Annotated in this window: 17 protein-coding genes; 9 read left to right on the top strand and 8 right to left on the bottom strand. The window is 66.5% G+C overall.

The genetic code is table 11. From position 1 onward, the window contains the following. The first annotated feature begins 81 nt into the window (after window positions 1-81). The 7 genes from eno to lpdA all read left to right on the top strand — a co-directional run bounded on the left by eno (window position 82) and on the right by lpdA (window position 7,530). Window positions 82-1,359 (top strand): phosphopyruvate hydratase, encoded by a 1,278-nt coding sequence (gene eno, locus GYM46_RS16390; protein ID WP_008261858.1) that lies wholly within the window; start codon window positions 82-84, stop codon window positions 1,357-1,359. A gap of 139 nt (window positions 1,360-1,498) precedes the next feature. Continuing rightward, entirely contained in the window at window positions 1,499-1,798 is a 300-nt protein-coding gene (locus tag GYM46_RS16385) for an FtsB family cell division protein (protein ID WP_035305970.1), read from the top strand. 133 nt (window positions 1,799-1,931) lie between these two features. Continuing rightward, entirely contained in the window at window positions 1,932-2,960 is a 1,029-nt protein-coding gene (pdhA, locus tag GYM46_RS16380) for a pyruvate dehydrogenase (acetyl-transferring) E1 component subunit alpha (RefSeq protein ID WP_008260859.1), read from the top strand. A gap of 3 nt (window positions 2,961-2,963) precedes the next feature. After that, window positions 2,964-4,334, top strand: a complete 1,371-nt coding sequence (locus GYM46_RS16375; protein WP_008263423.1) for a pyruvate dehydrogenase complex E1 component subunit beta — start codon at window positions 2,964-2,966, stop codon at window positions 4,332-4,334. Continuing rightward, the gene (locus GYM46_RS16370) at window positions 4,331-5,626 is read left to right on the top strand and encodes a pyruvate dehydrogenase complex dihydrolipoamide acetyltransferase (RefSeq protein ID WP_008261675.1); all 1,296 of its coding nucleotides are present in this window, start codon (window positions 4,331-4,333) and stop codon (window positions 5,624-5,626) included. Before GYM46_RS16375 ends, GYM46_RS16370 begins: the two co-directional genes overlap by 4 nt. Window positions 5,627-5,641: 15 nt before the next feature. Continuing rightward, window positions 5,642-6,121, top strand: coding sequence for a glutathione peroxidase (locus GYM46_RS16365; RefSeq protein WP_008258900.1), 480 nt, complete (start codon window positions 5,642-5,644; stop codon window positions 6,119-6,121). A 2-nt stretch (window positions 6,122-6,123) separates the two neighbouring features. Next, window positions 6,124-7,530, top strand: coding sequence for a dihydrolipoyl dehydrogenase (gene lpdA, locus GYM46_RS16360; protein ID WP_008262870.1), 1,407 nt, complete (start codon window positions 6,124-6,126; stop codon window positions 7,528-7,530). Between the two features lie 59 nt (window positions 7,531-7,589). Here lpdA and GYM46_RS16355 read toward each other — a convergent pair whose 3' ends face one another. The 3 genes from GYM46_RS16355 to GYM46_RS16345 all read right to left on the bottom strand — a co-directional run bounded on the left by GYM46_RS16355 (window position 7,590) and on the right by GYM46_RS16345 (window position 11,382). Beyond that, the gene (locus tag GYM46_RS16355; RefSeq protein ID WP_008259491.1) at window positions 7,590-7,772 is read right to left on the bottom strand and encodes a DUF3606 domain-containing protein; all 183 of its coding nucleotides are present in this window, start codon (window positions 7,770-7,772) and stop codon (window positions 7,590-7,592) included. Window positions 7,773-7,851: 79 nt separating this feature from the next. Then, a complete protein-coding gene (locus tag GYM46_RS16350; protein ID WP_040349515.1) occupies window positions 7,852-8,943 on the bottom strand; it encodes a PLP-dependent cysteine synthase family protein in 1,092 nt (363 codons plus the stop codon). Window positions 8,944-9,024: 81 nt separating this feature from the next. Then, window positions 9,025-11,382 carry an ATP-dependent helicase gene (locus GYM46_RS16345; RefSeq protein WP_008259571.1) on the bottom strand — a complete coding sequence of 786 codons (2,358 nt, stop codon included), beginning with the start codon at window positions 11,380-11,382 and terminating at the stop codon, window positions 9,025-9,027. 121 nt (window positions 11,383-11,503) lie between these two features. On the opposite strand from GYM46_RS16345, the gene GYM46_RS16340 reads away from it, so the two are divergent. Beyond that, window positions 11,504-11,758, top strand: a complete 255-nt coding sequence (locus GYM46_RS16340; protein WP_040349516.1) for a hypothetical protein — start codon at window positions 11,504-11,506, stop codon at window positions 11,756-11,758. Here GYM46_RS16340 and GYM46_RS16335 read toward each other — a convergent pair. Genes GYM46_RS16335 through GYM46_RS16325 form a run of 3 tightly spaced genes read right to left on the bottom strand, consistent with a single transcriptional unit; the run spans window position 11,739 to window position 13,121 of the window. Continuing rightward, the gene (locus tag GYM46_RS16335) at window positions 11,739-12,458 is read right to left on the bottom strand and encodes an SIMPL domain-containing protein (RefSeq protein WP_008262204.1); all 720 of its coding nucleotides are present in this window, start codon (window positions 12,456-12,458) and stop codon (window positions 11,739-11,741) included. The genes GYM46_RS16340 and GYM46_RS16335 overlap by 20 nt on opposite strands. A gap of 25 nt (window positions 12,459-12,483) precedes the next feature. Continuing rightward, entirely contained in the window at window positions 12,484-12,708 is a 225-nt protein-coding gene (locus GYM46_RS16330) for a ribbon-helix-helix domain-containing protein (RefSeq protein ID WP_008260896.1), read from the bottom strand. After that, the gene (locus GYM46_RS16325; RefSeq protein WP_008263177.1) at window positions 12,705-13,121 is read right to left on the bottom strand and encodes a YbaY family lipoprotein; all 417 of its coding nucleotides are present in this window, start codon (window positions 13,119-13,121) and stop codon (window positions 12,705-12,707) included. Before GYM46_RS16325 ends, GYM46_RS16330 begins: the two co-directional genes overlap by 4 nt. 107 nt (window positions 13,122-13,228) lie before the next feature. Between GYM46_RS16325 and GYM46_RS16320 the strand changes: the two genes are divergently transcribed. Next, entirely contained in the window at window positions 13,229-14,119 is an 891-nt protein-coding gene (locus GYM46_RS16320; protein WP_008262741.1) for a DMT family transporter, read from the top strand. 4 nt (window positions 14,120-14,123) lie between these two features. Here the strand turns inward: GYM46_RS16320 and GYM46_RS16315 are convergent, their stop codons facing one another. Both GYM46_RS16315 and GYM46_RS16310 read right to left on the bottom strand, forming a co-directional pair. Further along, window positions 14,124-14,300, bottom strand: coding sequence for a DUF4169 family protein (locus tag GYM46_RS16315; protein WP_008264174.1), 177 nt, complete (start codon window positions 14,298-14,300; stop codon window positions 14,124-14,126). Window positions 14,301-14,302: 2 nt separating this feature from the next. Further along, entirely contained in the window at window positions 14,303-15,547 is a 1,245-nt protein-coding gene (locus GYM46_RS16310) for a patatin-like phospholipase family protein (protein ID WP_008263692.1), read from the bottom strand. Between the last annotated feature and the right edge of the window lie 144 nt (window positions 15,548-15,691).

Here is a 15,691-nt window from a genome sequence, read left to right as displayed (position 1 = left end):
GGCGACGCAGGCATTGGCGATTCGCGGGGAGACGTCTAAACCCCTCGGACCTGTTTTCCGCCTGAGCCAAAGAGCCGAGCCATGACCGACATCGCCGACATCGTCGCCCGCCAGATCCTCGACAGCCGGGGCAATCCGACGGTGGAAGTCGACGTGATCCTGGATGATGGCTCATTCGGTCGCGCCTCTGTGCCGTCGGGCGCTTCGACCGGCGCTCACGAAGCCGTCGAACTGCGCGACGGCGACAAGGATCTGTGGGGCGGCAAGGGCGTGCAGAAGGCGGTCGACGCCGTCAACGGCGAGATCTTCGACGCCCTGTCCGGCATGGACGCCGAGGATCAACGCCGTATCGACGAGGCGATGATCGACCTGGACGGCACGCCCAACAAGGCCCGTCTGGGCGCCAACGCCATCCTGGGCGTGTCGCTGGCCGCGGCCAAGGCCAGCGCCATTTCGGCCGGCCTGCCGCTGCACCGCTATATCGGCGGCGTCTCGGCTCGCGTCCTGCCGACGCCGATGATGAACATCATCAACGGCGGCGCTCATGCCGACAATCCGATCGACATCCAGGAGTTCATGATCCTGCCGACCGGGGCTGAGACCTTCACCGACGCCCTGCGCATGGGCGCGGAGATTTTCCACGCCCTGAAGAAGCAGCTGAAGGACGCCGGCCATAACACCAACGTCGGCGACGAGGGCGGCTTCGCCCCGAACCTGGCCTCGGCCGAAGAAGCCCTGAGCTTCATCACCAAGGCGGGCCAGGCGGCCGGTTATCTGGCCGGCGAGGACTTCCACCTGGGTCTGGACGTCGCCTCGACCGAGTTCTTCAAGGACGGCAAATACGTCATGGCGGGCGAAGGCAAGACCGTCGACGCCGAGGGCATGGCCGCCTATCTGGTGGACCTGTGCGAGCGGTTCCCGATCGTCTCGATCGAGGACGCCATGGCCGAGGACGATTTCGACGGCTGGCGCCTGCTGACCGAGCGTCTGGGCGACCGGGTCCAACTGGTCGGCGACGACCTGTTCGTGACCAACCCCGCGCGTCTGGCCGCAGGCATCGGCGAGGGCCTGGCCAACTCCATCCTGATCAAGGTCAACCAGATCGGCACCCTGTCCGAGACCCTGGACGCCGTCGATATGGCCCACCGCGCCGGCTACACCGCCGTGATGAGCCACCGTTCGGGCGAGACCGAGGATTCGACCATCGCCGACCTGGCCGTCGCCACCAACTGCGGGCAGATCAAGACCGGCTCGCTGGCCCGCTCGGACCGGGTGGCGAAATACAATCAGCTGCTGCGCCTGGAAGAGATGCTGGGCGACCAGGCCGTCTATTTCGGCGACGGCATGCTGCTGCGCTAAACCTGTGAATTGTCGGCGAAGAATCAGCGTTCTTCGTCGACTTCCTTACGGTCAAGCTACATTTTGTTAGGCATTTTCGGGCACGGTTCCTGAACTGTGTTTTTCGCGCTCAGAAGGAGCGTCGGTCGTGCCCGAACGGATGAAACCTTACCGCCTGTCCCTCGCCCTGTTATTGCTGCTCGCCTATCTGGGCGTTCAGGCTCTGACGGGCGAACGGGGCCTGCTGAGCGGATCGTCGCGTGACGCCCTGATGGGGCGGCGTGAGAACCAGCTCGCCCATCTCACAGAACAGCGCCGCGACCTTGAGACGCGGGTGCGCTATCTCCGCACCGACAGCCTGTCGAAGGACTTGCTGGAGGAGCGCGCACGCGCCGTTCTCGGCTTTTCGGACCCGCGCGACTATGTGATCCGCGTTCCGGCGCAACCCGTTCAGGGATGAAAACCTTCGCCGCTTGAACTATTGTTACAGTCGAGCCCGCACCCCTTTGCGTTCCGGGAAGGAAGGCTGCTAAAGCCCCCTTCCGTAACGATAAGAAGGCGTCGCTTCCCGACGCCTAGCCGGGAGATGCCGGATGGCGAAAGCCCCAGCCAAAGCCGCTCAGACCACTGCGCCTGACAAGCTTTCAAACACGCCTTCGGCGTCCAAGGAGGACCTCCTCCGCTTTTACCGCGAGATGGTTCTCATCCGCCGCTTCGAGGAGCGTGCGGGCCAACTGTACGGCATGGGTCTGATCGGGGGCTTCTGCCACCTGTATATCGGTCAGGAAGCCGTGGCCGTCGGCGTTCAGGAGAGCGTCAGGCAGGGCCACGACAAGATCATCACGGGCTATCGCGACCACGGCCACATGCTGGCCGCCGGCATGGACCCCAAGGAAGTCATGGCCGAACTGACCGGCCGCATCGGCGGTTCGTCGCGCGGCAAGGGCGGTTCGATGCACATGTTCGACGTGCCGACCGGCTTCTACGGCGGTCACGGCATCGTCGGCGCCCAGGTGTCGCTGGGCACGGGCCTGGCCTTCGCCGGCAAGTACCGCGGCGATGATTCGGTGGCCTTCGTCTATTTCGGCGACGGCGCCTCGAACCAGGGGCAGGTGTACGAGAGCTTCAACATGGCCCAGCTGTGGAAGCTGCCGGCCATCTACATCATCGAGAACAACCAGTACGCCATGGGCACGAGCATCGAGCGCTCGTCGTCCACGACCCAGCTCAGCCAGCGCGGCGCCAGCTTCGGCATTCCGGGCGAGCAGGTGGACGGCATGGATGTTCTGGCCGTGCGTGATGCGGTCAAGAAGGCCGTCGAGCGCGCCCGCGCCGGCGAGGGGCCCTACATCCTCGAGGTCAAGACCTACCGTTATCGCGGTCACTCGATGTCCGATCCGGCCAAATACCGGACCAAGGAAGAGGTGGACGAGGTCAAGAAGACCCGCGACCCGATCGACCACATCAAGACCCTGCTGGCCGCCGCCAATGCGACGGAAGACGAGCTGAAGGCCATCGATAACGAGATCAAGGCCATCGTCGCCGAGGCCGTTCAATTCGCCCAAGAAAGCCCGGAACCCGATCCGTCCGAGCTCTATACCGACGTCTACGTGGAGGCCTGAGCCGTGACCGACATCCTCATGCCGGCGCTGTCCCCCACCATGGAAGAGGGCACGCTGACCAAATGGCACATCAAGGCAGGCGACACCGTGTCGGCCGGCCAGGTGATCGCCGAGATCGAAACCGACAAGGCCACGATGGAAGTCGAGGCCGTGGATGAAGGCGAAGTGCTGGAAATCCTGGTCGCCGAGGGCTCGGAGAACGTGAAGGTCAATACGCCGATCGCGCGTCTGGCCGGCGAAGACGGTGCGGCTGCGCCCGCGCCCAAGGCTGATGCCGAGGCCGATGCGCCCAAGGCGACGGCCGAAGGCAAGACCGGCGATCCCGAGAAGGCGCCGACCCAGACCTCGACCCCCAAGGTCGAACTGCGCGATCCGGAAATCCCGGCCGACGCCAAACTGGTCAAGACGACCATCCGCGACGCCCTGCGCGACGCCATGGCCGAGGAAATGCGCCGCGACGACAAGGTCTTCCTGATCGGCGAGGAAGTCGCCCAGTATCAGGGCGCCTACAAGGTCAGCCGCGAACTGCTGCAGGAGTTCGGCGACCAGCGCGTCGTCGACACCCCGATCACCGAGCACGGCTTCGCCGGCCTGGGCGTCGGCGCGGCCATGGCGGGCCTGAAGCCCATCGTCGAGTTCATGACGTTCAACTTCGCCATGCAGGCGATCGACCACATCATCAACTCGGCCGCCAAGACCCTGTACATGTCGGGCGGTCAGATCCGCGCGCCCATCGTCTTCCGCGGTCCGAACGGCGCCGCCTCGCGCGTCGGCGCCCAGCACAGCCAGGACTATTCGGCCTGGTACGCCCAGGTGCCGGGCCTGAAGGTCGTCGCGCCCTATGACGCGGCTGACGCCAAGGGCCTGCTGAAGGCCGCGATCCGCGACCCGAACCCCGTCGTCTTCCTCGAGCATGAGATGATGTACGGCCTCGAGTTCGACGTGCCGGAGATCGAGGACTATGTCGTGCCGATCGGCAAGGCCAAGGTCCGTCGCGAAGGCAGGGACGTCACCATCACGGCGCACAGCCGCATGGTCGGCTTCGCCCTCCAGGCCGCCGAGAAGCTGGCCGAGGAAGGCATCGAGTGCGAGGTCGTGGACCTGCGCACCCTGCGTCCGCTGGATCACGAGACCATCGTCGAGAGCGTCAAGAAGACCAGCCGTCTGGTCTCGGCCGAAGAGGGCTGGGGTCCGATGGGCGTCGGCGCCGAGGTGGTGGCGCGGGTCATCGAACACGCCTTCGACTATCTGGATGCGCCGCCGCTGCGGGTGCACCAGGAAGACGTGCCGCTGCCTTACGCCGCCAATCTGGAAGCCCTGTCGCTGCCGGGCGTGGACAAGATCATCGCGGCCGTGAAGCAGGTGATGGCATGACTGATATCCTGATGCCCGCCCTGTCTCCGACCATGGAAGAGGGCGTCCTGGCCAAGTGGCACGTCAAGGTGGGCGACGTCGTCTCCGCCGGCGACGTGATCGCCGAGATCGAAACCGACAAGGCCACGATGGAAGTCGAGGCCGTGGATGAGGGCGAGATCACCGACATCCTGGTCGCCGAAGGTACCGAAGGCGTGAAGGTCAACACCCCGATCGCCCGTCTGAAGGACGAGGGCGGGGCCGCTGCGCCCCAGAAATCTGAAAAGCCGGCCGCCAAGGCTGAGGAGACCCCGAAGGCCGCGCCCGCCGCCGTCGAGGCGCCCAAGGCGTCCGCACCGGTCGCGCCGGCTCCGGCCGCCCCGAAGTCGGACAATGGCGACCGCATCTTCTCGTCGCCCCTGGCGCGTCGCATCGCCGCCCAGAACGGCGTCGATCTGAAGTCGGTCAAGGGCACGGGCCCGCACGGCCGGATCGTCAAGCGCGACGTCGAAGCCGCAGGCAAGGGCGCGGCCCAACCCGCCGCCGCGACGACCGCCGCGGCCGCGACTTCGGGCATTGCGCCGCGTCAGGTGCAGTCGCTGGCCCAGATGGGGATCCCGGACGGCAGCTACGACCTGATCCCGCTGGACGGGATGAAGAAGGCCGTGGCGCGTCGCATGGTCGACAGCATCCAGAACGTGCCGCACTTCCCGCTGTTCATCGACTGCGAGATCGACCAGCTGATGGCGGTTCGCGCCAAGGTGAACAAGATGCTGGAGCCGCAGGGGATCAAGGTCTCGGTCAACGACTTCATCATCAAGGCTGCGGCCCTGGCGCTGAAGATGGTGCCGGAGGCGAACGCCTCCTACACCCCCGAAGGCATCGCCATGCACCACAACGCCGACGTCTCCATGGCGGTGGCGATCGACGGCGGCCTGATCACCCCGATCATTCGCAAGGCCGAGACCAAGGGCCTGGCGCAGATCGCGACCGAGTCCAAGGACCTGGCCAAGCGCGCCCGCGAACGCAAGCTGAAGCCCGAAGAGTTCCAGGGCGGCACCTTCTCGGTGTCCAACCTGGGCATGTTCGGCATCAAGCAGTTCACCTCGATCATCAATGAGCCCCAGGGCTGTATCATGAGCGTGGGCGCGGGCGAGCAGCGCGCGGTCGTCAAGAACGGACAGATCGTGCCGGCCACGGTCATGACCGTGACCCTGACCTGCGATCACCGCGTTGTGGACGGCGCGACCGGCGCCCGCTTCCTGCAGGCGTTCAAGCCGCTGATCGAAGATCCCGTCGCGATGCTGGCGTAAGGGGAGGGTGAGGTCATGACCTCGGTCTATGACTTCTCCGCCCGCGCCATCGACGGCACGGAGGTTTCGCTGGACCGTTTTCGCGGTCAGGCGCTGCTGATCGTCAATACGGCGTCCAAGTGCGGTTTCACCGGCCAGTATGACGGGCTGGAGAAGCTGCACCGGACGTTCGCCGACCGGCCGTTCGAGGTGCTGGGCTTTCCCTGCAACCAGTTCGGGGAGCAGGAGCCGGGGCGGGCGGCGGAGATCGCCGCCTTCTGCGCCACCAGTTTCGACGTGACCTTCCCCCTGTTCGACAAGGTGGAGGTCAATGGGCCGAACCGGCATCCGCTGTACGCTTGGCTGACGCAGCAGAAGCGCGGCTTCCTCGGCTCGCAATCCATCAAGTGGAACTTCACCAAGTTCCTGACCGACCGCGAGGGCAGGGTGGTCGCCCGCTACGCCCCGCAAACAGAACCCGAGGCCATCAAGGCCGACATCGAGAAGTTGATCTGATCATGGCTGCTGAATTCGATCTCGTCGTCATCGGCTCGGGCCCCGGCGGTTACGTCGCGGCCATCCGCGCCAGCCAACTGGGCCAGAAGGTCGCCATCGTCGAGCGCGAGAACCTGGGCGGCATCTGCCTGAACTGGGGCTGTATCCCGACCAAGGCCCTGCTGAAGTCGGGCGAGAAGTTCGAGAGCCTGAGCCATCTGAAGGAATACGGCCTGTCGGCGTCCGGCGCGTCGTTTGACTTCGACGCCATCATCCAGCGCTCGCGCGGCGTCGCGGCGACGATGAACAAGGGCGTCGCCTTCCTGATGAAGAAGAACAAGATCGAGGTGATCGAGGGCTCGGCCAAGCTGGAGAAGGGCGCTGCGGCGCCCAAGGTCGTCATCGCCCTGAAGGCCGGCGGTTCGCGCACGGTCGAGGCCAAGGCGGTCATGCTGGCCGTCGGCGCGCGGGCGCGCGCCCTGCCGCAGATCGGCCTGGAGGCCGACGGCGACAAGATCTGGGCCTATCGCGACGCCCTGGCGCCGAAGAAACTGCCCAAGTCCTTCGTCGTCATCGGCTCGGGCGCCATCGGCATCGAGTTCGCCAGCTTCTATCGCGCCCTGGGCGCCGAGGTGACGGTCGTCGAGGCGGTCGAGCGCATCATGCCGGTCGAGGACGAGGAGGTCTCCAAGGCCGCCCAGAAGTCGTTCGAGAAGCGCGGCATCAAGTTCAAGCTCGGCGCCAAGGTGACCAAGGTCTCCAAGACCGGCGCCGGCGTGAAGGTGGACATCGAGGTCGGCGGCAAGGCCGAGTCGCTGGAGGCCGAGGTCTGCATCTCGGCGGTCGGCATCACCGCCAACACCGACGGCATCGGCCTGGAGGCGCTGGGCGTCGAACTGGACCGCGGCCACATCAAGACCGACGGCCACTGCCAGACCAACGTCAAGGGCCTGTTCGCCATCGGCGACTGCGCCGGCGCGCCCTGGCTGGCGCACAAGGCCTCGCACGAAGGCATCCACGCCGCCGAATTCATCGCCGGCTACAAGACCCCGAACGTCAATTCGCCCATCGCCGGCTGCACCTACGCCCAGCCGCAGGTCGCCTCGGTCGGCGTTACCGAACAGGCCGCCCGCGCCGAGAAGCGTGAGGTCAAGATCGGCCGCTTCCCGTTCCGCGTGAACGGCAAGGCCGTGGCCGCCGGCGAGATCGACGGCTTCGTCAAGGTGATCTTTGACGCCAAGACCGGCGCCCTGATCGGCGCCCATATGATCGGCCACGAAGTCACGGAGATGATCCAGGGCTATGTCACCGCCATCACCATGGAGGCGACGGAAGAGGACATTCACGGCATCGTCTATCCGCACCCGACCATGTCGGAAGCCATGCACGAGGCGGCGCTGGACGCCTACGGGCGTGTGCTGCATATCTGAGTCAGAGACTGAACCGGCCTCGGAGCAATCCGGGGCCGATTTGCTTCAGGTGAACTCAGTCAGCGCTTCTTACCCAGCTCCGCCGCGATGTCCTTGGTCATGCGGCCGACCTTGCGGTGGGCGGCGGTGATCTGGTCCCTGGTTACGCCCCAGCGCTTCATCCAGTATTCGACCGACTGGCGCTCCGACAGGTCGATGCGGTCCTTGTCGATGAAGCCGCGCTTGTCCTTTAGTCCCGCCATGGTCGGCTCCTGTTGAGGTTTTGACCGGTCCGGCCGCTTGGGCCTTCTTAGACCTGTCCGCCCCGACGAAACAGGCGGTTCAGGCGTCGGGCAAGACGCCCGTTTTGAAGAAGGCGTCCAGGCGGGCCTCCCACGGGGCGGTGTCCAGGCCCTGGGCGGCGATCCAGGCGTCGTCGAAATAGGTGGAGGCGTAGCGGTCGCCGTGGTCGCACAGGATGGACACGATCGAGCCGCACTCGCCCGCGCGTGCCATTTCCTGGGCCAGTTGGACGCAGGCCCACAGGTTGGTGCCGGTCGATCCGCCGCAGGGGCGGCCGAGACGCCGGCTCAGCACGCGCGTGGCGGCGATGGAGGCGACGTCGGGCACGACGATCATCCGATCCACCAAGCTGGGGATGAAGGAGGGTTCGACCCGCGCGCGGCCGATGCCTTCGATGAGGGACGGACGGTCGAGGCTGGTCTGGACCGTCGCATCGGCCCAGTGACGGTGAAAGACGGAGGCTTCCGGGTCGGCGACGCAGATCCGGGTGTCGTGGCGGTTGAAGCGGGCGAACCGGCCGATGGTCGCCGAGGTGCCGCCGGTGCCCGCGCCGCACACGATCCAGCGGGGCACGGGGCAGGGCTCGCGTCGCATCTGGGCGAAGATGGATTCGGCGATATTGTTGTTGCCGCGCCAGTCCGTCGCCCGCTCGGCATAGGTGAACTGGTCCATGTAGTGGCCGCCCAGTTCGTCGGCGAGCCGCTGGCTTTTCGAATAGGCCTGGCCCGGGACGTCCACGAAATGGCAGCGGCCGCCATAGAATTCGATGGCGGCGATCTTCTCCTGGGCGGTGGAGCGCGGCACCACGGCGATGAAGGGCAGGTTCAGCATCCGGGCGAAATAGGCTTCGGACACGGCGGTCGAACCGCTGGACGCCTCGACAATGGTCATGCCCTCGCCGATCCAGCCGTTGCTGAGGGAATAGAGGAACAGCGACCGCGCCAGACGGTGCTTCAGGCTGCCGGTCGGGTGGCTGGATTCGTCCTTCAGATACAGGGCGATGTTGGACAGGGCCGGCATGTCCACCGGGATCAGATGGGTGTCGGCCGAGCGGTTGTAGTCCGCCTCGATCCGCCGCATGGCCCAGCTAAGCCAGGCGCGATCAACGGTGGGACGGGCAGGGGCGGACATGGCGGACTCGGTCGTAGACGGGAAGGCGATGGCTTAGGCCAAAGCTTGGCCGGCGGCAAAGGCGGATGAAGCCCGCCCCTTTTAGCCTGCCTTCTCCACGAAACTGTCGATCACCCGTTTCTCGCCGGCCTTTTCGAAATCGACCAGCAGCTTATTGCCCTCGATGACGCGGACGTGGCCGTAGCCGAACTTCTGGTGGAAGACGCGTTCGCCCTTTTTCCAGCCGGAGCCGGACTTGGGATCGGCGGTGGCGATCAGGCGGCCGTCGCCCTCGATCACGGCCTTGCGGGCGGGGATCTTGTTCGGCGTCTGGGCGGCGGTGAAGCTTTGGGCGCGTTTCCAGCCGGGCGAGGAATAGCCGCTGCCGAAGCTGGGTGCGTCGTCCCAGCGGCTCTTGGCCTCCTTCATCCCGGTGGAGGCGCCGTAGTAGCCGGTGTCGGACTGGGGATCGACGTGGGCGATCGGCAGTTCGTCAACGAAGCGGCTGGGCAGTTGCGAGGTCCAACGGCCATAGACCAGACGATTGGCGGCGAAGGATATGCGGGCGTCCTGTTTGGCGCGGGTGACGCCGACATAGGCCAGGCGGCGTTCCTCCTCGAGGCCCTTCTCGCCTTTTTCATCGATGCTGCGCTGGCTGGGGAAGACGCCTTCCTCCCAGCCCGGCAGGAAGACCAAGGGGAACTCCAGCCCCTTGGCGCCGTGAAGGGTCATGATCTGGACCGCGCCGTCGCCGTTCGGATCGTCGCTGGTCGCGCGCTCCAGATCCATGACCAGGGAGACGTGTTCCAGATAGGCCTGCAGCGTCTCGAACTGCTGCATCGACTGGGTCAGTTCCTTCAGGTTGTCCAACCGGGTCTGACCGCTGGTCCGGTCGGCCTTCTGCATATCGGTGTAGCCGCTCTCCTCCAGCACCGTTTCCATGACCTCCCAATGGGGCGTGGTCTCGGACAGGGCGCGCCAGCGGTCGAGGTCGCGCACGAAGTTGGACAGGGCGGTGCGGGTGCGGGCCTGAAGCTCGTCGGTGTTGATCAGGCCGCGCACCGCCGTCAGGGCCGACAGGTCGTGTTGGCGGGCCAGTTGTAGGATCTTCTGTACGCTGGTGTCGCCGATGCCGCGCTTGGGCACATTGACGATCCGCTCGAAGGCCAGATCGTCGTCCTCGGACTGGATCAGCCGCATATAGGCGTGGGCGTCGCGGATCTCGGCCCGTTCGAAGAAGCGCGGGCCGCCGATGACGGCATAGGGGATGGCCAGCATGACCAGCCGTTCCTCGAAGGCCCGCATCTGGAACGAGGCGCGGACCAGGATGGCCATGTCCTTGTATTTCAGCCCCGGTTCGCCGGCATGGGGACGACGCGCAGTCTCGATCTCGTCGGCGATCAGCCGGGCCTCGGCCTCGCCGTCCCAGACGCCGCGCACCCGCACCTTGTCGCCGCTGTCGTCCTCGGTCCACAGGGTCTTGCCCAGCCGGTCGCGGTTGGCGGCGATCAGGCCCGAGGCGGCGCCCAGGATATGGCTGGTCGAGCGATAGTTGCGCTCCAGCTTGACGATCTTGGCGCCGGGGAAGTCGCGCTCGAAGCGCAGGATGTTGTCCACCTCGGCCCCGCGCCAGCCGTAGATCGACTGGTCGTCGTCGCCGACACAGCAGACATTGCCGGTCGAGGCCGTCAGCAGCCGCAGCCACAGATACTGGGCGACGTTGGTGTCCTGATATTCGTCCACCAGAATGTAGCGAAACCGGCGACGATATTCGTCCGCCAGGTCCGCATGTTTGGACAGGATGGTGATGTTGTGCAGCAGCAGGTCGCCGAAGTCGCAGGCGTTCAGGCTGCGCAGGCGGGCCTGATAGGCGGCGTACAGGCCCTGGCCCTTGCCGTTGGCGAAATCCTCGCCGGGGGGCAATTTCTCAGGCGTCCAGCCGCGGTTCTTCCAGTGGTCGATCAGGCCGGACAGCGACTTGGGCGTCCAGCGCTTGGTGTCGATATTGGCGGCTTCCAGCAGCTGTTTCAGCACCCGTTCCTGGTCGTCGGTGTCCAGGATGGTGAAGCTGGACTTCAGCCCGACCAGTTCGGCGTGCCGACGCAGGATCTGGGCGGCGATGGAGTGGAAGGTGCCCAGCCAGCGCAACCCTTCGGCCGAGGGACCGATCAGATGGGTGATCCGCTCGCGCATCTCGCGGGCGGCCTTGTTGGTGAAGGTGACGACCAGCAGTTCCCACGGCCTGGCCCGGCCGGTCGCCAGGATGTGCGCCAGCCGCGTGGTCAGCACCCGCGTCTTGCCGGTGCCGGCGCCGGCCAGAACCAGGACCGGCCCCTCGGTCGCTTCCACCGCCTCGCGTTGTTCCGGATTCAGCCCTTCGAGATAGTCGCGCGGTCCCGCCCCGTCGGGCGCTCGGGCGCGGGCCAGGTCGGAGATGCGGGGGGCGGGAAGATCGGTCACAGGCTTTGAGACATCCGGCAGGCAGAATCAAAACCGGAACATAAGGGGACCGGAGGGCGATGTCAGGGCCGTCGCCCAAATGAAACCTTGGAACTGGCTTCGGCGCAGGCCGGTTCCTTGGATGATGGGACGAGACGACCAGAAGATCGAGGAGACGCCGGATCGCACCCCCAAGGCTGCGAAGGCGGGTTGGCGCGCCTTCGCCTTGGGCATGATCGGCATGTTCGCGCTCATCATCCTGTGGATCGTCATGGCCGAAGCGGCAGACGATCCCCACGGCGACGCGGCGTTGATCGAACGGCCGCAATCCGCCGAGGAGAGGACGCTGGAACGCCGCGAGGCGCGGGCCGACCGGCCTATTTCAGACCATAGGTGATGGTGGTCACGACCCGGACCTTCTTGTCGATCGAGGCGGCTTCGTCTCCGCCTGCGCCGTCACGCGGCAGGATTTCGAAAGAGCCCTGTGTGGCCTGACGGATCGGGCCAAGCGGGGTGCCGGAATCCTTGGTGAACTGTTCGGCCCCGGTTCGCGCCGCCGCCGTGCCCTCTGCGATCATCTGGGGCCGAACATCGTTCAGCTTGGTGAAGACATAGGAGGGACCCTGGAAGTCCTGCAACACCACGCCCTGCCGCACCAGATCGTTCAGGGCGCGGGTCGTCGTCTGAACCCGGGCGACGTCGTTCGTGCGGACGATGACCGTCTGGGCCAGGATGAAGCGCGGCCCGCCGTTCTGGGCGGCGTATTCGCGCGACCGCGTGTCGGCCACCTCCAGCCGGCCCAGATCGACGGCGTCGGCCGGATAACCCTGAGCCGTCAGGAACTGCCGCACCAGGGCCAGGTCGCCGTCGATGCGTGTCTGAACTTCAGACAGAACATCGCCCGACGCGGTGAAGCGCAGCGGCAGGACCGCCAGATCGGCCTTCACATTGCGTTCCGACAGGCCGCGAACCGTCACGGTCCGGTCCCCGGCCCGCGCATGGATCACGCCCTGACCGACCAGGGCGCCGGCGCCGATGAGCCCCAGGGCCAGAAGGCTCCCGATGACGGTGGCGGGAATAAGACGGCTATTGTCCATGGCGGCTTCCTTTTATGCTCAAGGTTTACGCTTTTACACCATGCTCCGCCACCCAGTTCAGCGCCAGCAGGCGGCAGGCTGAAGCCAGGGGACGGCGTCCCCGGCCGGCGTCGATGTCGGCCAGAAGCTGGGCCTTGCTGAGGCTGCGGGTCTGAGCAATCCGGTCCAGAACCTCCCAGAACTCGGGCTCCAGCGCGACCGAGGTGGCGTGGCCCGCCAGAACGACGGACCGTTTGGCCAGGCCGCTCACCGCGCGGACTTCAGCACGATCTCGGCGAAGGCCGGAGCGCCCTGGGTCAGAACCGCGTGACGGGTGTCGGTGACGAAGACCAGGGCGCCGGCGGCGTCGCGGATCTCGGCGCGCGCGGCATAGGCATGGCGCGGGTCGATCTGGGCCGTGGGGAGGCCCAGGCTGACGCGATAGGGCCGGGCGCCGGTCAGGGGCTCGCTGGCCTCGGCCAGGACCAGGGCCGGGGCGTCGGCCCGGCTGACGTCCTCGACCCGCACCGTCAGCACATGGCCGGGCGGCAGCATGATTCGCTCGCGGTACAGGGCGGTGACCGTCACGACGGTCGTGCCTGCGCTCATCTCCGGACCGGTCGGCGCGACGGCGCAGGCGGCCAGCACCAGACCGGCGGGCAGGATCAGGGGGGCGTAACGCATGGCGGTCTCCTCTAGAGGAAAATCAGTCTGTCATACTCGGGCGCAAGACGTGAGCGGCGCTTTCGCGACGTCGATGATAAGCGGGCTTCGCCCGTCGGAGCCTGTCCATGAGTCGCCCCATCACCATCCTCGCCATCGCCATCTGCGCCCTGATCTGGGGCACGACCTGGTTCGCCATCACCCTGCAGCTGGGCGTGGTGGATCCGATCGTCTCCATCGTCTGGCGGTTCGGTTTGGCTGCGGTCGTTCTGTTCGCCTTCTGCGCCCTGACGCGGCGTCCGCTGCGCCTGACCCGCGCCCAGCATCTGGCCGCCGTGGGGCAGGGCGCCTTCGTCTTCGCCGTCAGCTACGGCTTCGTCTATGCGGCGGAGGAACGCGTGGCCTCGGCCGTCGTCGCCGTCATCTTCGCCGCCCTGGCCTTCGTGAACCTGATCCTGTTTCGGGTTCTGGAGCGCCAGAAGGCCGCCGCCGGCGCGTGGCAGGGGGCGATCCTGGGGGTGTGCGGGGTCGCCGTCCTGTCGTTCGGACAGTTGTCGGGGGCAGGCGTCTCCGCAGGCGTGGCGCCCGTTCTGGGCGTGGTCTTCGCCTTGATCGCCGTCCTCGCCTCGGCCTTCGGCAATTGGTTCGCCTGGCGCGGCCAACAGGCCGGCGCGCCGGTCATGGCCGCGACCGCCTGGGCCATGGCCTATGGCACGGCCATGGTGGCGGTCTATGGGTTCGCGACCGGCGTGGAATGGCGGATCGAGCCGACCCCGGCCTATATTCTGTCTCTGCTGCACCTGTCCCTGTTTGGATCGGTGATCGCCTTCGGGCTGTATTTCACCTTGGCGCGACAACGCGGCTATGCCCTGGCCAGCTATATTTCGGCGCTGACCCCGCCGATCGCCGTCATCATGTCGGTCCTGTTCGAGGGCGCCCATGTCGGCGTGACCATGCTGATCGGCCTGATCCTGGTGCTGGGCGGCCAGGTCCTGTTGATCCGCGCGCCGAAGGCCTAGGGGATCAGTCGTCCAGCTTCTGTCCATCGAGCTGCCGGGCGGCGCGCTCGCGCTCCTTGTCCGCAGACTGTTTCTGAGCCTTGGTGCGGCCATGGGCGGCGCGGTTGGCGGCGGCGCGGGTCTTGTCCTCGGCCTTGGTCCGCGCCTTTCGCGCCCGGTTCAGATTGATGATCTCGGCCATGTCTAGGGCTGCGGCGCGGCGGAAGTCGGCGTCTCCGGCTCCTTGGGCCTTAGGGCCTCGGGCACTTGATCCTCCGGAAGGACAGCGGGGGGAATGAAAACGGGACCCGACGCGGCCTGGTCGAGCCGGGTCCAGCCGTCCGCTGACCGGCCCCGCTCGCGACCCAGGTTGAACAGGGCGGTCATGGTCGGCTGGTCGAATTTCAGACTGGACGCCTCGACGTTGTCGGGGATGGCCGCCAGCGACATGGTCATGCCGTTGCGCTGGGCGAAAGCCGCCGTGGTCGCCAGATGGGTTCGCAGCGAGGCCTTGCTCATACTGTCGTAGCTTCGCATCAGAATGGCCGTCAGCCGGCCCGAGGTGACCCCGTCATTGCGACCGACCTGTCCATTGACGACGACGTACAGGCTGCCGACGCCCCGCTCTTCGCGCTTGCGGGTCCATAGGGTCAGGTTCTCCGGAATGGCGAGGAAAGGGGTGTTCACGCCGCCGTCGGCGTGCATCTCCATCACCACGGTTTGGTCCGGTTGCAGCCCCGCGATGAGGACCGGCGGGAAGACGCCGGGAATACTGGCCGAGGCCACCAGCACTTCCTTGAACAGGGCGCGCGAATTCTCGTCGTTCTGGCTGGCCAGCAGGCCCATGTCCCAGATGACGGTCTCCTCGCTGTCGAGGTTCGTCGTGGCCACCAGCAGGCGGCGGCCCTTGGCGTGTTCACGGGCGATGGCCTGCAACAGGTCCAGGGTGACGTTCTCGTCCACCAGCTTGCGCAGGGCGCCGGCGCTGAACAGGCTGGGGTAGAGGAAGATCGCCAGACTGCGCCAGCTCAACAGGCTGCTGGCGCCCCCTCCCGTATAGGCATAGCCCAGTTGCGGATCCCATTCGGACCCGGCGAAGGCGAAGGGCGCGGCGAGAGCGCCCGTGCTGACCCCCGTGACGATGTCGAAGACCGGACGGTCGCCCCGCTCGGTCCAGCCCACCAGAAGCCCGGCGCCATAGGCTCCGTTGGCGCCGCCGCCGGACAGGGCCAGGATCGAAAGGGGCCGCCCCGTCGACAGCCGCTCGCCCACTTCCTGGGAGAAAGCCGCCAGCCGGGCCGCGTCATTGGCGCGAATGCGCGGATCCCGCGCCGGTATCAGCGAGCCGTCCGCGATGCGCAGCGGTCCTGTCGGCCGGTCCAAGGTGCCGCATGACGCCACCGACAAGGCCATGACGACCGCCAGCAGACTCGAACAGATTCGTCTCATCCGATGCGTTCTCATTGAAAATCCCCGTCAGCGTTCATACCGCTGCGACGGGCCCCTTGTCATCACCGGGGGGTGCAAGGGCGGTCTCTAAGCACTGCGTTTTGACGTCGAGCGGGTGACCGGTCCCCCTGAGCCAGGAGAGCC

It is taken from the genome of Brevundimonas mediterranea (assembly GCF_011064825.1).
Lineage (GTDB): Bacteria > Pseudomonadota > Alphaproteobacteria > Caulobacterales > Caulobacteraceae > Brevundimonas > Brevundimonas mediterranea_A.
The sequence above is the reverse complement of the archived record's forward strand: the minus strand, read 5'-3'. Positions and strand labels throughout refer to the sequence as shown.